The 18979-nt window shown below is 68.6% G+C and carries 19 protein-coding genes; 12 read left to right on the top strand and 7 right to left on the bottom strand.

The genetic code is table 11. The annotated features are described in order from the left end of the window. Window positions 1-13 precede the first annotated feature (13 nt). The gene (locus ACFVDO_RS04250) at window positions 14-613 is read right to left on the bottom strand and encodes a DUF4395 family protein (protein ID WP_378858812.1); all 600 of its coding nucleotides are present in this window, start codon (window positions 611-613) and stop codon (window positions 14-16) included. Beyond that, window positions 610-1038: a thioredoxin family protein gene (locus tag ACFVDO_RS04245; RefSeq protein ID WP_378858813.1), complete on the bottom strand. Its 429-nt coding sequence runs from the start codon at window positions 1036-1038 to the stop codon at window positions 610-612. Before ACFVDO_RS04245 ends, ACFVDO_RS04250 begins: the two co-directional genes overlap by 4 nt. A gap of 92 nt (window positions 1039-1130) precedes the next feature. On the opposite strand from ACFVDO_RS04245, the gene ACFVDO_RS04240 reads away from it, so the two are divergent. The 12 genes from ACFVDO_RS04240 to ACFVDO_RS04185 all read left to right on the top strand — a co-directional run bounded on the left by ACFVDO_RS04240 (window position 1131) and on the right by ACFVDO_RS04185 (window position 12720). Next, window positions 1131-1934: a thymidylate synthase gene (locus tag ACFVDO_RS04240; protein ID WP_378858814.1), complete on the top strand. Its 804-nt coding sequence runs from the start codon at window positions 1131-1133 to the stop codon at window positions 1932-1934. After that, window positions 1931-2407: a dihydrofolate reductase gene (locus tag ACFVDO_RS04235; RefSeq protein WP_378858815.1), complete on the top strand. Its 477-nt coding sequence runs from the start codon at window positions 1931-1933 to the stop codon at window positions 2405-2407. The genes ACFVDO_RS04240 and ACFVDO_RS04235 overlap by 4 nt, the downstream gene beginning before the upstream one ends. Next, the gene (locus ACFVDO_RS04230) at window positions 2407-3168 is read left to right on the top strand and encodes an SDR family NAD(P)-dependent oxidoreductase (RefSeq protein ID WP_378858816.1); all 762 of its coding nucleotides are present in this window, start codon (window positions 2407-2409) and stop codon (window positions 3166-3168) included. Before ACFVDO_RS04235 ends, ACFVDO_RS04230 begins: the two co-directional genes overlap by 1 nt. A gap of 47 nt (window positions 3169-3215) precedes the next feature. Further along, entirely contained in the window at window positions 3216-4193 is a 978-nt protein-coding gene (gene dapA / locus ACFVDO_RS04225; protein ID WP_378858817.1) for a 4-hydroxy-tetrahydrodipicolinate synthase, read from the top strand. An 80-nt stretch (window positions 4194-4273) separates the two neighbouring features. Then, window positions 4274-5950, top strand: coding sequence for a ribonuclease J (locus tag ACFVDO_RS04220; RefSeq protein ID WP_378858818.1), 1677 nt, complete (start codon window positions 4274-4276; stop codon window positions 5948-5950). Between the two features lie 101 nt (window positions 5951-6051). After that, a complete protein-coding gene (locus ACFVDO_RS04215; RefSeq protein ID WP_378858819.1) occupies window positions 6052-8814 on the top strand; it encodes a DNA translocase FtsK in 2763 nt (920 codons plus the stop codon). Window positions 8815-8830: 16 nt separating this feature from the next. After that, window positions 8831-9409, top strand: a complete 579-nt coding sequence (pgsA, locus tag ACFVDO_RS04210; protein ID WP_378858820.1) for a CDP-diacylglycerol--glycerol-3-phosphate 3-phosphatidyltransferase — start codon at window positions 8831-8833, stop codon at window positions 9407-9409. Continuing rightward, window positions 9406-9888 carry a CinA family protein gene (locus tag ACFVDO_RS04205; RefSeq protein WP_378858821.1) on the top strand — a complete coding sequence of 161 codons (483 nt, stop codon included), beginning with the start codon at window positions 9406-9408 and terminating at the stop codon, window positions 9886-9888. Before pgsA ends, ACFVDO_RS04205 begins: the two co-directional genes overlap by 4 nt. Window positions 9889-10047: 159 nt before the next feature. Further along, window positions 10048-10356 carry a helix-turn-helix domain-containing protein gene (locus tag ACFVDO_RS04200; protein ID WP_157311904.1) on the top strand — a complete coding sequence of 103 codons (309 nt, stop codon included), beginning with the start codon at window positions 10048-10050 and terminating at the stop codon, window positions 10354-10356. A 6-nt stretch (window positions 10357-10362) separates the two neighbouring features. Then, on the top strand, window positions 10363-10584 hold the full coding sequence (locus ACFVDO_RS04195) for a DUF3046 domain-containing protein (protein ID WP_378858822.1): 222 nt from the start codon (window positions 10363-10365) through the stop codon (window positions 10582-10584). 256 nt (window positions 10585-10840) lie between these two features. Next, on the top strand, window positions 10841-11893 hold the full coding sequence (gene recA, locus ACFVDO_RS04190) for a recombinase RecA (RefSeq protein ID WP_378858823.1): 1053 nt from the start codon (window positions 10841-10843) through the stop codon (window positions 11891-11893). 2 nt (window positions 11894-11895) lie between these two features. Next, window positions 11896-12720: a regulatory protein RecX gene (locus tag ACFVDO_RS04185; protein WP_378858824.1), complete on the top strand. Its 825-nt coding sequence runs from the start codon at window positions 11896-11898 to the stop codon at window positions 12718-12720. A 41-nt stretch (window positions 12721-12761) separates the two neighbouring features. Here the strand turns inward: ACFVDO_RS04185 and ACFVDO_RS04180 are convergent, their stop codons facing one another. The 5 genes from ACFVDO_RS04180 to ACFVDO_RS04160 are packed head-to-tail and all read right to left on the bottom strand — an operon-like array spanning window position 12762 to window position 18859. Further along, window positions 12762-14783: an HlyD family efflux transporter periplasmic adaptor subunit gene (locus ACFVDO_RS04180; RefSeq protein WP_378858825.1), complete on the bottom strand. Its 2022-nt coding sequence runs from the start codon at window positions 14781-14783 to the stop codon at window positions 12762-12764. Beyond that, a complete protein-coding gene (locus tag ACFVDO_RS04175) occupies window positions 14780-15652 on the bottom strand; it encodes a hypothetical protein (protein WP_378858826.1) in 873 nt (290 codons plus the stop codon). The genes ACFVDO_RS04180 and ACFVDO_RS04175 overlap by 4 nt, the downstream gene beginning before the upstream one ends. A gap of 26 nt (window positions 15653-15678) precedes the next feature. Next, complete coding sequence (locus tag ACFVDO_RS04170; RefSeq protein ID WP_378858827.1) at window positions 15679-16911, bottom strand: ABC transporter permease; 1233 nt, start codon at window positions 16909-16911, stop codon at window positions 15679-15681. Next, window positions 16908-17600, bottom strand: a complete 693-nt coding sequence (locus tag ACFVDO_RS04165; RefSeq protein WP_378858828.1) for an ABC transporter ATP-binding protein — start codon at window positions 17598-17600, stop codon at window positions 16908-16910. The genes ACFVDO_RS04170 and ACFVDO_RS04165 overlap by 4 nt, the downstream gene beginning before the upstream one ends. After that, window positions 17597-18859: an efflux RND transporter periplasmic adaptor subunit gene (locus ACFVDO_RS04160; protein WP_378858829.1), complete on the bottom strand. Its 1263-nt coding sequence runs from the start codon at window positions 18857-18859 to the stop codon at window positions 17597-17599. Before ACFVDO_RS04160 ends, ACFVDO_RS04165 begins: the two co-directional genes overlap by 4 nt. Window positions 18860-18979 lie beyond the last annotated feature (120 nt).

The raw sequence follows: 18979 nt of genomic DNA, 5'->3' as shown, positions 1-18979 counted from the left end.
CGCCGTGGGCGGGTCAGGCGGTCGCGCCGCGCAGGATGCCGGCCCGTCGCAGCAACAGGTAGAGCTGGCAGCCCAGGCAGAAGCCGAACACAGCGTTCAGGAACGCGGCGATGAACGCGGCGGCGGCCGCGATCGGCAGTGCCCACGGCACGCCCAGCAGATGGAGCAGGAGACCGAGACCGACCACGAACAGACCGACGCCCTGCGCGAAGCGCGGCGGGCGGGGATCCTCCAGTTCCGTCGGCGGAGCCAGGCGCGGACGCACGAGCGTGCGGAACAGCACGCTCCACGGCTGGGTCCGCGGCGAGAGCACGCCCCAGAGGAACAACAGCGCGATCACGAACAGCAGGACGAACGCAGGGTCCAGCATCCGCTGCAGCGGGGAGGCGAAGGAGATCAGCCAGGGCGTCTGGCCGGCGACATACCCGAAGCTGACGGCGCCGCCGCCGGGCCAGATCGAGAGCCAGCGGAAGGAAGCCGGCTCCGCCGAGAGGGAGAGCTGCACCGTCGACAATCCGACAAGTCCCAGCAGCACCGCGATCAGCAGCAGTACAGACGTGATTGATGCCGCGAACCGCGGCCCGCGCGGGTCGATGCCGGTCGGGGTGCTCATCGTGCCTCCTGCAGTGCGGGCAGCGCGCCCAGCGCCTCTTCGACGTCTGCGCGTCGGGGGACGCCGTTGAACCGTGCCCGCACGATGCCGGCGCGGTCGACCAGGAACGTGGTCGGTGTCTGCAGCACCCGGTACTTGGACGCCAGGTCGGTGCGGTGGGTGAGGTCGACGTCAGCGTGCAGCACGCCTTCGTGCCCGTCCGCCACCTGCCCCAGCATCCGGCGCACCTGAGGGCAGCGTGCGCACATCTCGGTGCTGAACTGGACGAGGGTGGCAAGCGGGCCCAGGCTGCCGACATCGGCGGCATCCACAGTCTCGCTGCGGCCGGCGCGCCGGCGGCCGTCCCTGGCATGCCAGACGAATCCGGCCACGAGGGTGCCGACGAGCAGCACACCTGCGACGGCGAGTGCGGCGATCGGATCCATGATCAGAGAGTACGGCGGGCCGTGGGGGAGAGGGCCGGATGTGTCCCACGATGACGGGCCCGCCCCCGCGCCCCGCCGGTATCGTGTCTGTCATGACCGTTCCCACGCCGTACGAAGATCTGCTCCGCGACGTCCTCGCGAACGGAACCCACAAGGACGACCGCACGGGCACCGGCACGACCAGCGTGTTCGGCCGCCAGATCCGGTTCGATCTCGCTCAGGGCTTCCCCCTCATCACGACCAAGCGCGTGCACTTCAAGTCGATCGCCTACGAGCTGCTGTGGTTCCTGCGCGGCGACTCGAACGTGCGCTGGCTGCAGGAGAACGGTGTCACCATCTGGGACGAGTGGGCCGACGCCGAGGGTGACCTCGGCCCCGTCTACGGCGTGCAGTGGCGCTCCTGGCCCACCCCCGACGGCGGGCACATCGACCAGCTCGCCCAGGTGATCGAGCAGATCAGGGCGACGCCCGACTCCCGCCGGCTCATCGTCTCGGCCTGGAACCCGGCCGACATCCCCGACATGGCGCTCGCCCCGTGCCACGCGATGTTCCAGTTCTACGTGGCCGACGGCAAGCTGTCCTGCCAGCTCTACCAGCGCAGCGCCGATCTGTTCCTCGGCGTCCCGTTCAACATCGCCTCGTACGCACTGCTGACGATGATGGTCGCTCAGCAGACCGGACTCGAGCCGGGCGACTTCGTCTGGACCGGCGGCGACTGCCACATCTATGACAATCACGTCGAGCAGGTGCGCGAACAGCTCACGCGCGCGCCGTACCCGTACCCGACGCTGAGCTTCGCGAGGAAACCCGAGACGATCCTCGACTACACCTACGACGACCTCGTCGTGGAGGGCTACCAGCACCACCCCTCGATCAAGGCTGCGGTGGCGGTATGACCTGGGTGGGGCTCATCTGGGCCGAGGCGCACGGTGGCGTGATCGGTGCCTCCGGCGGCATGCCCTGGCACGTGCCGGAGGACATGGCGCATTTCAAGGAGATCACCCTCGGTGCCCCCGTGATCATGGGGCGGAAGACCTGGGACTCCCTTCCGGAGCGGTTCCGGCCGCTGCCGGGACGCGAGAACATCGTCATCACCCGGCAGCAGGACTGGACGGCCGATGGGGCGCGCCGCGCCGCGAGCGTGCAGGATGCCGCGCGCGGCCTCGACGAGGTCTGGGTGATCGGCGGTGCCGAGATCTTCACCCAGGTCGTCGCCGACGCCGACCGGCTGGAGGTCACCGAGCTCGATCTCGAGGTCGCCGGCGACGCCTACGCTCCATCGAAGGCCGGCTGGCGCCTGGTCTCCGAAGGGGAGTGGCAGACCTCTCGCACCGGCATCCGCTATCGGTTCCTGCGTTACGAACGCTGATGCCCACCGCCCTCATCACCGGTGCGAGCGCCGGACTCGGCGCGGAGTTCGCGCGTCAGCTCGCGGCGCGCGGTGCCGATCTGATCCTCGTCGCCCGTGGGGTGGACGCGCTCGAGGCGCTCGCCGCCGAGCTGCGCAGTGCGTACGGCGTCTCCGCCGACGTGATCGCGGCCGATCTGTCGGTCGAGGCCGACGTCGACATCGTGGCCGCCCGTCTGCGTGACGCGGACGATCCGGTCGATCTGCTCGTGAACAACGCCGGTTTCGGACTGCCGCTGCAGTTCGCCGACAACGACGTCGACGCCGAGGTGCGTCACCTGCGCGTGCACGTCGAGGCGCCCATGCGGCTGATGCACGCCGCACTGCAGACGATGCGCGGCCGCGGCGGTCGCATCATCAACGTGGCGTCCGTGGCCGGGTTCATCTCCCGATCTACCTACTCGGCCTGCAAGGGATGGCTGATCGCGTTCAGCCGCTGGGCGAACGCCGAGTACGCCAGGGACCGGGTCAGCTTCACGGCCGTGTGCCCCGGATTCACGCACACGACCTTCCACGAGCGGATGGGTCTCGCCATGGGGGAGGAGGGTGTGCCCGGCATCGGATGGCTGGATGCCGAGGACGTCGTGCGCGAAGGACTGCGCGATGCGGCGCGAGGCAAGGCAGTCTCCATCCCGTCCCTGCGCTACAAGACAGCGGTCGCGCTCACCGGCATCCTGCCGCGCTCGCTGACCGCGGGTGCCGCGCGTCGAGGCCGCGTCTGACGCATCCGGCGCGCAATGCGGCATCCCGAACCTATACGCTGGGAAGCATGACGCACACGGGCAACCCCTTCGGACAGGTGCTCGTCGCCCTCATCACTCCGATGACGGCCGACGGCGAGGTCGACTGGCCCTCCGTCGAGAAGCACATGGACCGTGTGATCTCCGACGGCGCCGACGGCATCGTCGTCACCGGCACCACCGGCGAGACCTCGACCCTGACCGACGCGGAGAAGCTCCGCCTGGTCGAGGTCGGCAAGGACGTCGCCGCAGGACGCGCCAAGATCATCACCGGCGGCGGGTCGAACGAGACCGCGCACGCCATCGAGCTGTACAAGGCCAGCGAGAAGGCCGGCGCCGACGGCATCATGATCGTCACGCCGTACTACAACAAGCCGACCCAGTCCGGCATCCTCACCCACTTCCGGCTGGTCGCCGACGCGACCGACCTGCCGGTCATCCTGTACGACATCCCCGGCCGCACCGGCGTGCCGATCAAGTACGAGACCATCCTGCGGCTCGCCAAGCACCCGAACATCCTCGCCGTCAAGGACGCCAAGGGAGACTTCTCCGAGGTCAGTCGGGTGCTCAACCAGACCGACCTGATGTACTTCTCCGGCGATGACTCGAACGTGCTGCCGCACCTCGCCATCGGCGCCACCGGCATGATCGGCGTCACCGCCAACATCACCTCCGCGCCGTACCGCACCATCGTCGACGCGGTGAACCGCGGTGATCTGGCGACGGCCACCGCCGAGCACAAGCGACTCGAGCCGCTGGTGCGCGCCGCGATGACCCACGTTCCGGGCACCGTCTCGGCGAAGTACATCCTGCACGGCCTCGGCCGCATCGACAGCCCCCGCGTCCGCCTGCCCCTCGTCGGGCCGGAGGAGTGGGAGGCGGCCGCCATCGAGGACGAGCTCGCGCTCGTCAAGGACATCCCGGGTGCGGACTTCTCCGACTTCCGCCCCGACCGCAATGCCGCCGCAGGCGGCGCACTCCCCAAGGTGCACGGCACGACCAGATGACGGTCGTTCGTCGGCGGCCCGTCGACGGGCACAGGGAGCAGATCACCGGGCGCGCAGCGCGCCCCGCCTAGGAGGCACCCATGTCCATCCCCATCGCCGACCCGGAACCGATCGCCGACGCCACTCTGCGGGTGACCCCGCTGGGCGGCCTCGGTGAGGTCGGCCGCAACATGACGATCTTCGAGATCGACGGCAAGATCCTCATCGTCGACTGCGGCGTGCTGTTCCCTGAGGAGCACCAGCCCGGCGTCGACCTGATCCTGCCCGACTTCGAGCCCATCAAGGATCGCCTCGACGACATCGTCGGGGTCGTGCTGACGCACGGCCACGAGGACCACATCGGCGCCGTCCCCTACCTGCTGCGCCTGAAGCAGGACATCCCGCTGATCGGCTCGGGCCTCACGCTCGCACTGGTCGAGGCGAAGCTCAAGGAGCACCGCATCAAGGCCTTCACCCTGACGGTGAAGGAGGGCGACCGCGAGCAGGTCGGCCCGTTCGACCTCGAGTTCGTCGCGGTGAACCACTCCATCCCGGATGCGCTCGCCGTCGCGATCCGCACGGAGGCCGGCATGGTGCTGGCCACCGGCGACTTCAAGATGGATCAGTTGCCGCTGGACGGCCGGATCACCGACCTGCGCGCGTTCGCGCGTCTGGGCGAGGAGGGCGTCGACCTGTTCCTGGTCGACTCGACCAACGCGGACGTGCCCGGATTCACTCCCACCGAGCGCTCGATCGGCCCGGTGCTCGACCAGGTCATCGGCAAGGCGCCGCGTCGCGTGATCGTGGCGAGCTTCTCGAGCCACGTGCACCGCGTGCAGCAGGTCATCGACGCCGCGCACGCCCACGGGCGCCGGGTCGCCTTCCTCGGGCGCAGCATGGTGCGCAACATGACGATCGCCGAGCAGCTGGGCTACCTGCAGGTGCCCGACAACGTGCTCATCGACTACAAGAAGGCGCGCGACCTGCCCGACGACAAGATCGTCTACATGTCGACCGGATCGCAGGGCGAGCCGATGGCGGTGCTGAGCCGCATGGCCAACCTCGACCACGCGATCGAGCCCGGTCCCGGAGACACGGTGATCCTGGCCTCCAGCCTGATCCCGGGCAACGAGAACGCCGTCTACCGCGTGATCGACGGCCTGACCAAGCTCGGTGCGAACGTCGTGCACAAGGCCAACGCACGGGTACACGTCTCGGGGCACGCCGCCGCCGGCGAGCTGCTGTACTGCTACAACATCCTGAAGCCCCGCAACGTGCTTCCCGTGCACGGCGAGTACCGTCACCTGATGGCGAACGCGAAGCTCGCGCAGGACACCGGCATCGCCGAGGAGCGCACGATCATCGCCTCGAACGGCACCGTGATCGACCTCAAGGACGGCGTCGCCCGCGTCGCCGGCCAGCTCGACCTCGGCTTCGTCTACGTGGACGGCTCCACCGTCGGCGCGATCACCGACGCCGACCTGAAGGACCGCCGCATCCTCGGCGAGGAGGGCTTCGTCTCGGTCATCGTCGTCGTGGACGCCACGACCGGCCGCATCATCTCCGGCCCGGAGATCCACGCGCGAGGCATCGCCGAGGACGACGCGGTGTTCGACGACGTCGCACCGAAGATCGTCGCCGCGCTCAAGGAGGCTTCGGGCAACGGCGTGCGTGACACGCACGCGCTCTCGCAGGTCGTGCGCCGCACGATCGGCCGCTGGGTCAACCAGAAGCTGCGTCGTCGCCCGATGATCGTCCCGCTGGTCATCGAGGCGTAACCCGGATCGGATGCCGGGATTCGGTCGCGATCGCGCATCGAATCCCGGCCTCACCCGCGTCATTGCGGGGTATTGTCGGTGCCCGGGAATACCGTAGAGACATGGCCAGGAGCACCACGAAGTCCGAGCGCGCGTCCGCGAGCGCTCCCAAGAGCGCTCCGCGGCAGTCCTCCTCGCGATCCTCGTCGTCCCGATCGCAGAAGGCGGCTCCCGCGCCGAAGAAGTACGCCGACGAGCTCGACAAGCCATCGGTCGGTCTGCGCATGTGGATGGGCGTCGCGCACGGCGTCGGCGGGCTGTTCCGCGCCTTCGGTCCCGAGACTCTCGAGAAGGATCAGCGCCGCGACGGCTTCCCGTTCTTCCTGGTGCTGCTCGCCTGCATGGGCGCGGTGGTGGAGTGGTTCTTTATCGGCAACGACGTGGCCGCGCAGATCTCGGCCTATTCGGTCGGCGGCCTCGTCGGTCGCACCGCCTTCCTCATGCCGGTGCTGCTGCTGTTCCTGGCGGGCTGGTTGTTCCGGCATCCGTCGTCGGTGCACGACAACGGGCGGATCGGCATCGGCTTCGGCCTGCTGATCCTGAGCATCGCCGGCATCTGCCACGTCGCCTCCGGCAGCCTGAATCCCAAGGGCGAGATGGTCTGGCCGCAGCCCCGCGACGGCATGCCCGCGCTCAGCGAGGCGGGCGGACTGTTCGGCTGGATGATCGGTCAGCCGCTGCTGTTCCTCGGCCAGGTCTTCGCGTACATCGTGCTGGGACTCCTCATCGCGCTGAGTCTGCTGATCATCACCAAGACACCGCCGAACCGCATCGGCGAGCGCCTCGGCGACCTGTATGCGTGGATGTTCGGCGCGGAGCGCCGCGAGAAGGTGGAGAAGACGGCGGATGCCTCCGAGCAGACGCCCGATGAGGACGACGGCGTGCTGCCGTGGTGGCGGCGCAACAAGACCGGCCGCGAGGAGGACCCCGACGACGGCGTCGACTCCAAGGCCATCACCAAGCTGCTCGACGAGCCGACCGCCAAGGCCGCCTACGATCAGGCCGTCATCGTCGACGACCCGTCGGATGCCGCGACCGAGGTGCTCACCGACGTCAGCGCCCTGACTCAGCTGCTCGACGAGCAGAACAGCGCCACCGCGCTGCTGGACGACTCCGGCACGACGGGGGAGCTGCCCGGCTTCGACGGCTTCGGCACCGCGGGCCCCGGCCAGAACGGTCCGCAGCCGCCCGCCGCACCGTATGTGCTGCCTCCCGCGGCCGTGCTCGCGGAGGGGCCGCCCTCGGTGGCGCGCTCGGAGGCCAACGACCGCATTGTGCAGCAGATCACGAACGTGCTCACGCAGTTCAACGTCGACGCGAAGGTCACCGGCTTCTCTCGTGGCCCCACGGTCACGCAGTACGAGGTCGAGGTCGGCCACGGCGTCAAGGTCGAGAAGATCCTGCAGCTGAGCAACAACTTCGCGTACGCGGTGGCTTCGAACGACGTGCGCATCCTGTCGCCGATCCCCGGCAAGAGTGCGATCGGCATCGAGATCCCGAACACCGACCGTGAGACGGTCTCGCTCGGTGATGTGCTGCGCTCGCCTGCGGCTCAGAAGAGCACTCATCCGCTGACGATCGGTGTCGGCAAGGACGTCGGGGGCAACTTCGTCGTCGCCAACCTCGCGAAGATGCCGCACCTGCTGGTGGCCGGTTCCACCGGCTCCGGTAAGTCCAGCTTCGTGAACTCGATGATCACCAGCCTGCTGATGCGGGCGCGTCCTGCCGACGTGCGCATGGTGCTCATCGACCCGAAGCGTGTGGAGCTCACCAGCTACACCGGGGTCCCGCACCTGATCACGCCCATCATCACGAACCCGAAGAAGGCTGCGGAGGCGCTGCAGTGGGTCGTGAAGGAGATGGACATGCGGTACGACGACCTCGCGTCGTTCGGATTCCGTCACATCGACGATTTCAACCGCGCCGTGCGCGCCGGCGAGGTCGAGGTCCCCGCCGGCAGTGAGCGCGTGCTCAAGCCGTACCCGTACCTGCTGGTCGTGGTCGACGAGCTCGCCGACCTGATGATGGTCGCCCCGCGCGACGTCGAGGACTCGATCGTCCGCATCACCCAGCTCGCCCGCGCCTCCGGCATCCACCTGGTGCTGGCCACGCAGCGACCCAGCGTCGACGTCGTGACCGGTCTGATCAAGGCCAACGTGCCATCGCGTCTGGCGTTCGCCGTGACCAGCGTCACCGACAGCCGGGTCATCCTCGACAGCCCGGGCGCCGACAAGCTGATCGGCCAGGGCGACGCCCTGTTCTCGCCGATGGGCTCGTCCAAGCCGTTCCGGCTGCAGGGCGCCTGGGTGCAGGAGAGCGAGATCGACGCGGTCGTCAAGCATGTCACCGGCCAGGCCCGCCCCGAGTACCGTCCCGACGTGCAGGAAGCCGCGGCTGCAGCGAAGAAGGAGGTCGACGAGGACATCGGCGACGACCTCGAGCTGCTGCTGGCCGCCGCCGAGCTCATCGTCACCTCCCAGTTCGGCTCCACCTCCATGCTCCAGCGCAAGCTGCGCGTCGGGTTCGCGAAGGCCGGCCGCCTGATGGACCTGCTGGAGTCGCGTGAGATCGTCGGCCCTTCCGAGGGCTCGAAGGCTCGCGACGTCCTGGTCACAGGAGAGCAGCTGCCCGAGGTGATCGCCCGGCTGCGCGGCGCGCCCGCGCCGGCCGCAGCGCCCGCGGCGTCCGCTGCGCACGCCGCACCTCCGGCTCCGGATGCCGGAGACCCGTACCCGACCGACCCCATCGAGGCGCAGTACGACGGCTTGCCCGTCGTCGAGAGCGAGGGCGACGAGGACGCCTGGGGGCTGACCGGGCGCGACTGATCGATAGGATCGGTTCGTGGCGATTCCCAGGCAGCTCCCCAACGCGATCACGATCGCCCGCATCCCGCTCGCGGTGGTGTTCTTCGTGCTGCTGCTCATGGGCGGCACCTACGGCGAGACTCAGCCTGTGCTGCGCTGGGTCGCCGCGATCCTGTTCGTGATCGCGATCTCGACCGACTGGGTCGACGGCTTCCTGGCCCGCAAGTACGACATCGTCAGCGACTTCGGCAAGCTCTGGGATCCGATTGCCGACAAGCTCCTCACCGGCGCAGGGTTCATCGGGCTGGCGATCCTTGCCGAGGTACCGTGGGCGATCGTGATCATCATCCTGATCCGCGAGTGGGGCATCACCGTGCACCGGCTCATGATCAGGAGCGAGCACGTCGTCGCGGCCGCGTGGATGGGCAAGATCAAGACCGTCGTGCAGGGTGTCGCGCTGAGCTGGGCGCTGCTGCCGCTGCACGTGCTGGTCGGGATGCCGGCTTGGATCATCGTCACGCAGACGCTGATGATCACCGCTCTGGTGCTCACTGTCGCGAGCGGCGTCGACTACATTGTCGCGCAGGTGCGCGGATCCCGCACGGCGCGCCGATGAGCGACGCTGCCGACCTGATCGCCGCCCTGCGGCGTCGTGGCTGGACCCTCGGCGTCGCGGAGTCGCTGACCGGGGGAGCGGTGTCGGCGGAACTGGTGTCGGTGCCCGGTGCGTCCAATGCGCTGCTGGGTGCGGTCGTGGCGTACGCGACCCCGGTGAAGAGCAGCATTCTGGGCGTGGATCAGGCGCTGCTCGACACGCACGGGCCGGTGCATCCGGAGGTCGCCGCGCAGATGGCCGCCGGCGTACGGGCTGCCGTGCAGGTCGCCGGGCGTCCCGCCGACGTGGGCATCAGCACCACGGGCATCGCCGGTCCAGATTCCCCGGACGGGCAGCGGGTCGGCACCGTGCACATCGGCGTCGTGACCCCGCTCGCGCAGTCCGTGCGGTCGTTCGTGTTCGACGGCGACCGGGCGCAGGTGCGCCGCAGCAGCGTGGACGCAGCGATCGCGGCGGCACTCGAACTGGTTCGGGAATAGCGACGGCGCGGCGCCGGTTCTCCCTGATGTGCTGATGACGGAGCGAACGCTCACAACTGAACCACAGAGAGAAACAGTAGATTTGAAGACGCCAGGTGGGGTTAGACTGGCGATCCGTTCGGCGCAACAGCCGGCGGAGACGATGGAGGGGAGGTTCCGATGATCCTTGTACGACAGGAGATCGGCGATGTGCTGAGGGACTTCCGCCTGCAGAAGGGGCGTACCCTCCGGCAGGTCGCGGGCAAGGCATCCGTCGCTCTCGGTTACCTCAGTGAGGTGGAGCGCGGGCAGAAGGAGGCGTCCAGCGAGATCCTCGCATCGGTCGCCGAAGCCCTCGACGTCCCCATCTCGACGATCATGCGCGAGGTCGGCGACCGCATCTCGGTGCTGGAGGGCATGCAGGTCTTCCCCGACGTGGTTCCCGACGATCTGGTCGCATCGGTCGAGCCCGAGCTCTCGCTGCGCTGATCGCGGATGCGACGCAGTGAGTTCCTGCGCGCCGTCGACGACGAGTTCGGCGCGCGCGCCACGGCGCTGACCCAGGACCTGGTCCTGAGCAGCATCGGTCGCACCGCCATAGAGGCGCTGGACGACGGCGTGTCACCGCGTGAGATCTGGCTGGCGCTGTGCGAAGAGGCCGATGTGCCGGCGATCCGTCGTTACGGCGTGGGTCGCCTCGAGCCTCGACAGCACTGACGATTCGATCCGCACTTCTGATCGATACCCGGGCGGCGTGTCATCGAAGAAGTGTTCGATAGGCGCGTATCGTTCTGCACAGATGGATTCCGGCCGGAATCTTCCCACAGGAGGGGGTATCGCCGACTCGATGTCGGTGGCCCCTCCTACGGTGAAAGACATGGCCTGAGCCATACGCCTTGTCTCAGATCCAGCCCCGCCGGGGTCGGACGCGACAGCCTACAGGCGGCAGAACTCGAGTACGAAGGAGCACGTCATGCCCTCACCCGCAGACCGCGAGAAGGCCCTTGAATCCGCCCTCTCCCAGATCGACCGCCAGTTCGGAAAGGGCTCGGTCATGCGACTGGGCAGCGACGAGCGTGCGCCGGTCGAGGTCATCCCCACCGGATCGATCGCGCTGGACGTCGCCCTCGGTATCGGGGGACTGCCGCGCGGCCGCATCATCGAGATCTACGGTCCCGAGTCCTCGGGTAAGACCACGCTCACCCTGCACGCGATCGCCAACGCGCAGCGCGCCGGCGGGATCGCCGCGTTCATCGACGCGGAGCACGCGCTCGACCCCGAGTACGCGAAGAAGCTCGGCGTCGACATCGACCAGCTGCTGGTCTCGCAGCCCGACACCGGTGAGCAGGCGCTCGAGATCGCCGACATGCTGATCCGCTCCGGCGCGATCGACCTTGTCGTCATCGACTCCGTCGCGGCCCTGGTGCCGCGCGCCGAGATCGAGGGTGAGATGGGCGACTCGCACGTCGGTCTGCAGGCTCGCCTGATGTCGCAGGCGCTCCGCAAGCTGACCGGTGGGCTCAACCAGACCAAGACCACTGCGATCTTCATCAACCAGCTGCGCGAGAAGATCGGCGTGTTCTTCGGCTCGCCCGAGACCACTGCCGGTGGTAAGGCGCTGAAGTTCTACGCGTCGGTGCGTCTCGACATCCGTCGCATCGAGACCCTGAAGGACGGCACCGACGCGGTCGGTAACCGCACCCGCGTCAAGGTCGTCAAGAACAAGATGGCGCCGCCGTTCAAGCAGGCCGAATTCGACATCCTCTACGGCGTCGGCATCTCGCGCGAGGGCAGCCTGATCGATTTCGGTGTCGAGCACGGCATCGTCAAGAAGTCCGGCTCCTGGTACACCTACGACGGGGACCAGCTCGGCCAGGGCAAGGAGAACGCCCGCAACTTCCTGATCAAGAACGACGACATTGCTCTGGCGATCGAGACGCAGATCAAGCAGAAGCTCGGCATCGGCGGGGCTGCTGCTCCGGCCGAACCCGTGGCCGACGAGCTGGCACAGCGCCGTCCGGCCTGATCATGACGGACACGAGCGGGGGTGAGCGCGACGACGATCGTCTCGCCCCCGTGATCCCACTGTTCGGCACCGCTCCGGCACAAACGGGAGAGACCGACGTCGTGCCTCGGCGCACCGGCGAGGACGGGCTCTGGCGTTCCACCTGGGATGAAGGCGGGGCGGAGCGCCCCGCCGACCCGGGCACGCGGCACCCCGCGTATGGCGCGCATGCGGGAGCGCCGGGCGAGGACGAACCGGGCAAGGCCCCGCGCCTGCGCGCGCTTCGCCCCGCACAGGGAGTGGATCCCGCTGACGAGGATGATGAGGGCGCGATCGATCCCGATCAGCTTCGCTCCGCGGCGGAGGACGCGCTTGTGCGCAAGCTCCGCGGCCATGCGATGTCGGTGTCGGAGGCGCGGACCGTCCTGCGGACCGCAGGACTCCCCGGCGACCAGATCGATCAGGTGATCGACGACTTCGAGCGTCGCAAGTATCTCGACGATCGCACGCTTGCGGGTCATCTCGTCATATCCGGGGTCGAGCGCAAGGGGCAGGGTCGCGTTGCGCTCTCCCGAGCGCTCGCGCAGCGGGGCATCCCGCGCGACATCGTCGACGAGGCTCTCGCCGAGTTGCCCAACGACGATGCGGAGCGTGCGCTCGAGTACGCCAGAGGCAAGGCACGCAGCATGACCAGGCTCGATCCGGATGCCGCGCTGCGGCGACTGGTCGGGCAGCTGTCGCGCCGCGGCTATGGCGGCTCCGTCGCAATGAATGCCGCGAAGACGGCGCTGCGCGAGGCATCCTCGACCGGTTCCGCGTCCAGGGTTCGCTTCATCGAATCCGAGTGAGCCGAGCGACGTCCGTCCCTCGGCTCACTCGGTCGGGCGGATCAGCTTCCCGGAGGTGCCGGGAAATCGCCGCCTCCAGAGCCTGACCCGGGAGAGGGGAAGTCACCCGAGGAGAACCGGCTCGAACCGCGACGCGTGCTGCTCGAGGTGTCGTTCGATGTGATCGCCTGGTCGAGGTCGGCGAGCACGACGACATCGCCGGCGCTGAGCCCCTTGGCGATCTCGGTGCGTTCCGCACCGATCGCGCCGAGAGTGACGGCTGTCTTCTTCACAGCACCGTCAACCAGGACGTCGACGGTCGAGGTGGAGCCGGCGCGGGTCACTGCCGACGTGGGCACCGTGAGTACGTCCTTCGCAGCGGCGAGCTGTACCGTCGCCGTCGCGGTCGCGCCGATGCGCGGTGTGTCGCCGCCGGCATCCACAGCCAGAGTCACCGTGTATGACGGTGTGGACGTCGACGACGTGTTCAGCACGCCGATCGACGCGACTGTGGCGTCGTACTCCGCCCCGAACGCGGGCAGCACGACCTTGGCATCCTGTCCCACCTCGACCTTGCCGATCTTGGAGAGCCCGACGCCGGCTTCGACCACGTAGCCGCCTGTGCTCTGCACCGTGATCACGGCGGTGTCCGAACCGGCGCTCACCGTGTCGCCGGGGACCATCCCGACCGAGACGATCGTGCCGTCGATCGGGCTCGTGAGCGTGGCGAACGTCAGGTCCTGCTTCGCGATCGCAAGTTCGGCTTCGGCTGCGTCGATCGCCGCCCGATCGGCGAGGATCTTCTCCGCGGTGATCGTGCCGGACGAGCCTGAGCCGCCGGTCATTCCGTCCGGCGTCGCCGTTCTGGTCACGGCGGCCGTGCGGATCACGAGAGTCGAGCTGAACGCGCTGGTGCTGGCGGTCGTCCCGGTCTGCGCGGAACCGTCGTCTGCAGAGCCCGTGCCGGGCCCGTCAGAGGACGAGAGCTGCTCCTGCAGAGCCGCGACCGCGTCGTTCAGGTCCTTCGCGGCATCCGACACGGCGCCATTGGCGGTCTCGGTGGTCTGCTGCGCCGACTGCGTCGCGGAGACCGCATCCTGGCAGTTGGTGAGCTGCCCCTGGGCGTCCTTCAGCGCGATCTGAAGCGCCGCGATCGCGGCCTCGTCGAGCGCTGCGGCGTTCCCGCCGTCTGAGTCGCCGTTCTCTGCGGGCACTTCCAGCTTCGCGTCCAGGAACGGTGCGCACACCTGCTGCGCCGAGGTCAGCGCCGCACGGGACGCCTCACCGGCGGTCACGGACTGCTCGTACGTGTTCAGCAGCTTCTGCTGGGCGTCGGTGACGGCGGCGATCGCGGCCTTCGTCGCTTCGTCGTCCGAGGGTTCGGATCCGTTGTCGCCGGACCCGTCGTTGCCGGAGTCGTTGTCACCGCCCGGTGTCGATCCGCCCGGTGTCGATCCGCCCGGCGTGGATCCGCCCGGTGCGGATCCGCCCGGTGTCGATCCGCCCGGCGTGGATCCGCCTGGTGTGCTCTGCGGGGAGCCGCCGCTCGACGGCGGCGTCAGCGAACCGGACGAGTTGCCCGATGCTGATGACGAGGTAGTGCCGTTCGCCTGCGCGTCCAGGTCGTCCTCCAGCGTCTGCTGAGCGGACGCGTCGGTGTCCTCGGCCTTGGTCACGGCATCCTTCAGATCACCGGTGTCGAGAGCGGCGAGCGCCTGACCGGCGGCCACCTCATCGCCGAGGGAGGCGGTGACGGACGTGACGGTGCCCGCCACTTGAAACGACGCGTCGGCACTGTTCGCGGACGCGAGCTGTCCGGAGAGATCGAGCGCCTCGGTGACGTCCGCCTTCGCGGCGACGGCCGTGCGGTAGTCGCCGTCGGCTCCTCGGGTCGCCGCGTAGACGGCGGTCGTACCGGATGCCAGGACCAGCACTGTCACGGTGACACCGACGATAACGCGGTTGCGGCGTCGGCTGAAGAACGCACCGGCTCCATGTCGCGCCCTGGTGGTCGCGGCCGGTGCCTTGTCGGCGCGCATGTCGTCGCTCTCCGAAAGGTCGAACAGATCGTCGTCAGCGGTCATTCGGAGTCTCCGCTCTGTCCGCCGCCGTTACCCTCGGGAGCCTGGCCGCCGGGCGTCCGCCCACCGGGAAATCCGCCGCTGCACTGGCCGCTGTCGTCCGGGTCGGAGAGCGCGAGGGCGGTGGCGTCGTACCCGCCGGCGTCATCGGCCTTGCCGGTCGCCATCACGCACAGACCGGTCTTGATATCGGCAGTCGTGGCTGCCGCCGTGCCGGTGATCGTGGTATCGGCGTTCAGCGCCACCTCGGTGCTCGTCGTCTTCTGATCCTCGCCGAACGACACGGCGTCGACGGTCACCTTCGAAGCGGAGACCCCGGTGACGGCCCCGGAGACCATCGATCCGAAGCCGCCTCGGCCACCGGGTCCGTCCGTCGGCATGTCGGTGGGGCGGTCCTTGGGTATGTCCGTCGGCATGCCCTCCGGCCGCTCGCCGGACGGTGCTCCGCCAGGGAAGCCGCCCATGCCGCACGTCCCGTCGTCCGATGCCTCGGTGACCGTCACCGAGGTCGCGGTCTTGGCGTCGGAATCCGCATCCGTCATGATCATCACGCAGTCGCCCACGGCGATCGAGGACGCGTCCACGGTGACCCGCGTGGTGACCGTGGTGTCGTCGGAGTAGCGCACCGAGGTCTGCTCGTTCGTGCTCTGCACCTGCAGCAGCCCGTCGTCAGCCGAGGCGATCAGACCGCTGACGCCGCGCGGCGACTGCTGCTGCCGTTGCTGCTGCCCGGCATTCGATGACGAGCCGCCGCCCTTCGATGAATCGGCGGAAGCATCCGCGGAAGAGCAGCCGGCCAGCAGAAGCCCACCCGCGACCAGGAGGGACGAGGCGACCAGCGCGGTACGAAGTCGAGAAGCGGTGAGTGTCATGTGTTCTTTCCTTGAGAAGGGGGAGGTCATTCGCTGCGGAGGGCGTCGATGGGCACGAGCCGGGCAGCTCTGGTGGCGGGGTAGACCCCGAAGATGAGGCTGATCGCGACGGCCACGCCCATGGCGAGGAACACGATCGGGAGGGAGAGCACCACGGAACTGCCGATGAGCGCCGGGAGCACCAGCGCGACCACGATGCCGAGGATTACCCCGACGATGCCGCCGCCGAAGCCGAGCACAGTCGCTTCGAGCAGGAACTGGTTGCGGATCGCCCCGGGCGGGGCGCCGAGTGCCTTGCGCAGCCCGATCTCCCTGGTGCGCTCGGTCACCGAGACCAGCATGATGTTCATCACGCCGATTCCGCCGACCAGCAGCGACAGTGCGGCGACACCGGCCAGCAGCACCGTGAGGGTCTGATAGACCGCGGTCGCGGTGTCGACAAGGGCGTCCTGACTCTCGACCGTGAAGTCGGCACTGTCGGCGTCGGTGATGCCGTGCAGGTTCAGCAGGATCGACTGCACCTCCTGATAGGCGCCGGAGAGCACTTCGTCGGAGACCGCCTTGACGTAGATCGTGTTCACGGCGGACGAGCTCGTGCCGCCCATCACCGTGCTGGCCGCGGTGGACAGCGGGATGATCGCGGCATCATCGAGGTTGGATGAAGAGCTGGAACCGGCGGAGTCGAGCACACCGACGATGTCGAAGGCCGTCCCGTCGATCGTCACGGACTGCCCGACGACACCCGTGCGGCCGAACAGCTCGGAGGCGGTCTCGGAACCCAGCACGACGACATGCGCGTTCGACGCGTAGTCCTCCTCGGTGAAGAACGACCCGGCGGACAGAGTGCGGGAGCGCACCTCGGGCCAGTCCGTCGTCGTCCCCGTGACGGTGGTGGTCCAGTTCGTGTCGTTCGCGACCAGTGACAGGGAGGACGTCTTCTCGGGCGCCACGCTCTTCACGTCCGGAGCCGCGACCTCGGACTGCAGCGCCGTGGCATCCGTCGCCTTCAGGGTCGTGGACGTGCCGAACCCGCCGCGGATGCCGGTGGAATCGGTGCTTGATCCGGGCGAGACGATGAGCAGGTTGCTTCCCAGCGAGCTGATCTGCTCGCTGACATCCTTCTGCGTGCCGAGGCCAAGGCCGACCGTGACGACCACAGCGGCGACGCCGACGAGGATGCCGAGCACGGTGAGCAGAGATCGGAGGGTGTGCGAGCGGATCGCATGCCAGGCGGTGCTGAGAGTCTCGGACCAGTTCACGCGGCCACCTCCGCGGCCTCGGCGATCTGCCCGTCGCGCACGAGCGCGATGCGCTCTGCACGCTGGGCGACGTCGTGCTCGTGCGTGATCAGCACGATGGTGCGCCCGGCGTCGTTGAGCTCGTCGAACAGACCGAGCACGTCCTCGGTGGAGGTGGAGTCGAGGTTTCCGGTCGGCTCGTCGGCGAGGATCATCGTCGGCTCGCCGACCAGGGCCCGAGCGACGGCCACACGCTGCTGCTGTCCGCCGGACAGCTCACCCGGTCGGTTGTGCAGGCGCTGCTCGAGACCGACCCTGGTCAGCGCCGCGACGGCGCGATCGTGCCGCTCGGCCTTGCCGACGCCGCCGTACACGAGCGGCAGCTCGACGTTGCGCAGCGCGGACAGCGACGGCAGCAGGTGGAACTGCTGGAACACGAACCCGATCCGTTGGTTTCGCACCTGTGCCAGGGCGGCCTCGCTGAGCTGCGACACGTCCTCGCCGCCGAGCCTGTACTCGCCTTCGGTGAGCACATCGAGGCATCCCAGGATGTTCATGAGCGTGGACTTGCCGGAGCCGGACGGTCCCATGATCGCGAGATACTCGCCCTCGTGCACCTGCAGGTCTATTCCCCGCAGGGCCTCGAACTCGAGGTCGCCCGAGCGGTATGTCTTGCGCGCGCCGATCAGTTCGATGACGGGTTCGCTCATCGCTGGCCTCCGTTCCCGCTGCCGGGGAACTCGCCGCCGCCGGGCAACTGGCCGCCTCCGGGCATCTGGCCGCCCCCAGGCATCTGCCCGCCGCCGGGGAACTGGCCCGAGTTGCCCTCGCCGGGAGTGAAGCTGGCGACCACCACCTTGTCGCCCTCCGACAGACCCGACGTGATCTCGGTGTAGCCACCGCTCGTCTCGCCGACCTCGACGGACTTCTCGGCCTGGGTCCCGTCATCGGCGACGACGGTGACGGTGCTCTTGCCGTCTGCGGTCGTGACCGCTGCCGAAGGAACGGAGAGCACATCCGCGCGCCGTTCGTAGACGATCGATGCCGTCAGGGAGACGCCGTCGTAGAGGCCCTTGCCGTCGCCGGTCACGGTGACAGTGACCGGGTACTGCGCGGAGCCGGACGTGGTGCTCGGCAGGACGCCGACCTCGGCCACGACACCGAAGTACTCGTCGCCGTCATCGGTGGTGAGTTCGACCTGCTGGCCCTTCTTCACGTTCGCGATGTCGGTCTCGCCGACGGACACGTCGAGCGACCAGGAGCTGGTGCTGACGATCGTGAATGCCGCGGAACTCGTGCTTGAGTCGCTGGACGTGGTGCTCGTCGCGCCGCCGAACGGGCTGCTGCCGCCGGAGGAGGACGCCGGAGACGACGAGTTCGACGAGGATGAGGAGGAGGATGAACCGGAGCCGGTGATCTTGTCGCCGACGGCGATCCCGACGCTGGTCACGAGCCCGGCGGCAGGGGCCTTGAGCGTGGCATCGGACAGGGCGCCGGTCGCCGATTCGACATCGGCCTGTGCGACATCCACCGCCGCGGATTCCGCCGAGATGCGGGCATCCGAAGCGCCGGAATCCTGTGCGTCGGAGAGCGACGACTTCGCATCGGCGAGCGTCGCCTTGGCCTCGAGCAGGTCGGCGTTCAGCTGCAGCGTGTTGACAGTGGCGAGCACATCGCCGGCGGCGACGGTCTGCCCCTCGGCGACCTTGACGGCGGTGACGGTGCCGGAGACGGTGAAGCTCACGTCCTCCTGCACCGCGGGGGTGGCGGTACCTGTTCCCTGTACGGTCTTCTCGAGCGTCTCCAGGCTCGCTGTCACGGTGCGGGTGATCGTCTCGGCCTTCGCGTTCTGGGCGGGCAGGAGGAAGGCGAACACCCAGATCGCCGCTGCGGCGACGAGCACGAGGCCGACGGAGGTGAGGACCTTCGTCCGGGTGCGGAATCTGGCGAGGAACGTTCGTGGGCTCATCTCAGGGCTGTGCTCCTGTCGGGTCAGGGGGCACCGCCTTCGTGACGAGCCCGATGAATCGAAAGTACGAAGCAGGGCGGAGTGCGGCCGTTGCGCTTCCTTTGAGCCGGATAAAGATCG

The organism is Microbacterium sp. NPDC057741 (assembly GCF_042798735.1).
In the GTDB taxonomy this organism is placed as follows: domain Bacteria; phylum Actinomycetota; class Actinomycetes; order Actinomycetales; family Microbacteriaceae; genus Microbacterium.
This window is presented reverse-complemented; position numbering and strand designations above follow the sequence as displayed.

Bases quoted from the DNA above. Each gene is read 5' to 3' on its own strand.
- dapA (WP_378858817.1), top strand. From the start codon at position 3,216: ATGACGCACACGGGCAACCCCTTCGGACAGGTGCTCGTCGCCCTCATC.
- ACFVDO_RS04245 (WP_378858813.1), bottom strand. From the start codon at position 1,038: ATGGATCCGATCGCCGCACTCGCCGTCGCAGGTGTGCTGCTCGTCGGC.
- ACFVDO_RS04215 (WP_378858819.1), top strand. From the start codon at position 6,052: ATGGCCAGGAGCACCACGAAGTCCGAGCGCGCGTCCGCGAGCGCTCCC.
- ACFVDO_RS04180 (WP_378858825.1), bottom strand. From the start codon at position 14,783: ATGACCGCTGACGACGATCTGTTCGACCTTTCGGAGAGCGACGACATG.
- ACFVDO_RS04240 (WP_378858814.1), top strand. From the start codon at position 1,131: ATGACCGTTCCCACGCCGTACGAAGATCTGCTCCGCGACGTCCTCGCG.
- ACFVDO_RS04175 (WP_378858826.1), bottom strand. From the start codon at position 15,652: ATGACACTCACCGCTTCTCGACTTCGTACCGCGCTGGTCGCCTCGTCC.
- ACFVDO_RS04230 (WP_378858816.1), top strand. From the start codon at position 2,407: ATGCCCACCGCCCTCATCACCGGTGCGAGCGCCGGACTCGGCGCGGAG.
- ACFVDO_RS04165 (WP_378858828.1), bottom strand. From the start codon at position 17,600: ATGAGCGAACCCGTCATCGAACTGATCGGCGCGCGCAAGACATACCGC.
- ACFVDO_RS04185 (WP_378858824.1), top strand. From the start codon at position 11,896: ATGACGGACACGAGCGGGGGTGAGCGCGACGACGATCGTCTCGCCCCC.
- ACFVDO_RS04195 (WP_378858822.1), top strand. From the start codon at position 10,363: ATGCGACGCAGTGAGTTCCTGCGCGCCGTCGACGACGAGTTCGGCGCG.
- ACFVDO_RS04160 (WP_378858829.1), bottom strand. From the start codon at position 18,859: ATGAGCCCACGAACGTTCCTCGCCAGATTCCGCACCCGGACGAAGGTC.
- recA (WP_378858823.1), top strand. From the start codon at position 10,841: ATGCCCTCACCCGCAGACCGCGAGAAGGCCCTTGAATCCGCCCTCTCC.
- ACFVDO_RS04235 (WP_378858815.1), top strand. From the start codon at position 1,931: ATGACCTGGGTGGGGCTCATCTGGGCCGAGGCGCACGGTGGCGTGATC.
- ACFVDO_RS04205 (WP_378858821.1), top strand. From the start codon at position 9,406: ATGAGCGACGCTGCCGACCTGATCGCCGCCCTGCGGCGTCGTGGCTGG.
- ACFVDO_RS04250 (WP_378858812.1), bottom strand. From the start codon at position 613: ATGAGCACCCCGACCGGCATCGACCCGCGCGGGCCGCGGTTCGCGGCA.
- ACFVDO_RS04200 (WP_157311904.1), top strand. From the start codon at position 10,048: ATGATCCTTGTACGACAGGAGATCGGCGATGTGCTGAGGGACTTCCGC.
- ACFVDO_RS04220 (WP_378858818.1), top strand. From the start codon at position 4,274: ATGTCCATCCCCATCGCCGACCCGGAACCGATCGCCGACGCCACTCTG.